This is a genomic window from Mesorhizobium sp. Arg314 (assembly GCF_053714275.1).
Genome location: NZ_JBSKBP010000154.1, coordinates 1 through 1,706, shown reverse-complemented (window position 1 = coordinate 1,706; position 1,706 = coordinate 1). Strand labels below are relative to the sequence as shown.

Annotated in this window: 3 protein-coding genes and 1 pseudogene; all 4 read left to right on the top strand. The window is 60.0% G+C overall.

Annotated features, from left to right (window positions below; translation table 11 throughout):
- On the top strand, positions 1-162 hold a 162-nt coding region (locus ACWGS9_RS34725; RefSeq protein ID WP_454509254.1), incomplete at its 5' end, for an OmpA family protein.
- A gap of 86 nt (positions 163-248) precedes the next feature.
- Positions 249-407 (top strand): annotated as a pseudogene (locus tag ACWGS9_RS34720) (IS110 family transposase); the annotation flags it as partial.
- A gap of 273 nt (positions 408-680) precedes the next feature.
- Positions 681-947: a type II toxin-antitoxin system ParD family antitoxin gene (locus ACWGS9_RS34715; RefSeq protein WP_454509424.1), complete on the top strand. Its 267-nt coding sequence runs from the start codon at positions 681-683 to the stop codon at positions 945-947.
- A gap of 3 nt (positions 948-950) precedes the next feature.
- The gene (locus ACWGS9_RS34710; protein ID WP_454509423.1) at positions 951-1,262 is read left to right on the top strand and encodes a type II toxin-antitoxin system RelE/ParE family toxin; all 312 of its coding nucleotides are present in this window, start codon (positions 951-953) and stop codon (positions 1,260-1,262) included.
- Positions 1,263-1,706: the final 444 nt, after the last annotated feature.

Genomic DNA, 1,706 nt, shown 5'->3' with positions numbered 1-1,706 from the left:
CAGCGAGCCGCATCCATCAAGGCTGAACTTGTCAAGTTCGGCATCGCCGCGGCGCGGCTTGACACTGATGGCCAGGGTGAGAAGAACCCGAAGAGCGGCAATGACACGCTGGAAGGCCGGGCAGTCAATCGCCGGGTTGAACTTGTCCGCACTGACCGCTAACGCCAAACTCGGAAAGCCACGGGAAGCGGCGGCAGACCGATAGGTCTGACCGGTCGCCTACGTCTACATTCGTGCTGCTGGTCCGCCAGGAGATCGCCAAACGCTCCTGTCATCGCGTGGCCTGTTTCGCGGTGGCCCGCAAAGTTGGCGGTGATCATGCACGCGATCTGGAGCGACGGCACATTTTACGTCGGCGATTCGGCGCTGGCTCGGCCGCGCAGCGCGCGCATGGCAAGGACCGCTAGCTTCTGGAGGCGCATCGATGAGCGGCGCGAGACGCAGTCGCCGACGACGGGCTGACCGAGGAACTGGTGGCAGCCATGCTGTCGGCCCGCGCAGCGATCCTCGATCGGGCGCCCGCGTCTTGATCGACATTCGCTCCCGATTCGGGTGGGGGCTGAGTCCCTCACACCGAATCGCAAAGGGAGGTGGTGAGGCCAAATCAACCAAAATTGCTAATCCTTGCCATCTATTGCTATATCCGACGCTGGGTCTCATATTTTCCTCAGGAGGTTCCCATGCCCAACTACGCTTTGAACGAGCACTATGAGCGCTTCATCAAGAGGCAACTCGAATCAGGCCGTTACAACAATGCCAGCGAGGTTGTCCGCGCCGGCCTGCGCATGCTCGAGGATTTCGAGGCGGAGCGGGAGAGGTGGCTGCGTGAGGAAATCCCGTCGCGCATGACCGAGCTTCAGCAGGATCCGGCAAAGGGAATTCCCGCCGAAACGGTGTTTTCCCGGCTGGAGGTCCGTCATCGCGCGCGGCAGGCGAAAGCCAGGTAGGGGATGGAATACCGGATTGTCTTCCACGCGAGCGCGGAAGCTGAGCTCGAACAACTCTATGACGAGATAGCCGAGCGCGGGTCGCCGGCGGTTGCCTGGGATTTTGTTGCAGGCATCCGCGATCATTGTCTGGGCTTGTCGACATTTCCACAGCGTGGCACCGAGCGGGTGGAGATCATGCCGGGGCTGCGGATCATCGGTTATCGTCGCGCGGTCAGCATCGCTTTTGCTGTCGATGGCGAGCGTGTCCTGATCCTGGACATCTTCTACGCAGGCCGGAACGTCACGCCTGAATTGCTCGAAGAACGGCTCTAAACCAGGCTCAAACGGGGGCGGCGGTCGATATCCGGCTAAGCGCTGCAGGCGATTTCGGGTTGAACGCATCCCGCTCGGCGAGCCGTTGTGGCGAGCGTTGCCGGAATGGCTGGCAACGGAACGCCGACCAAAATTCTACCAAGCCAACTCAGCATTTTTACCGCCGCGGATATCTCGACGAGAAATCGAAAAAAGAGCGATCTTGGCTGTTGACAGTTTGATCGGGTGGCGACTATATACGCCCCACGAACGAGGGCGGTGCGCCGCTGGCGACGAAGAAGTTTGCTTCTAAATCTGCCCTCTGTGAGATTCAAGAGAGCCGCGTGAGCGACACTCGGACGGCCCTGCAGCGAAAAGCGAAGGGGCGACGACATTGCGTGAAGTGATGTCTGTTCTTTGACAATTGAATATTGAAGAAAGAGAAACGTGGGCGGCAGAGTCCTG

What these genes read in the sequence shown, in the direction of transcription:
- ACWGS9_RS34710 (WP_454509423.1), top strand. Translation starts at nt 951, where the DNA reads ATGGAATACCGGATTGTCTTCCACGCGAGCGCGGAAGCTGAGCTCGAA.
- ACWGS9_RS34715 (WP_454509424.1), top strand. Translation starts at nt 681, where the DNA reads ATGCCCAACTACGCTTTGAACGAGCACTATGAGCGCTTCATCAAGAGG.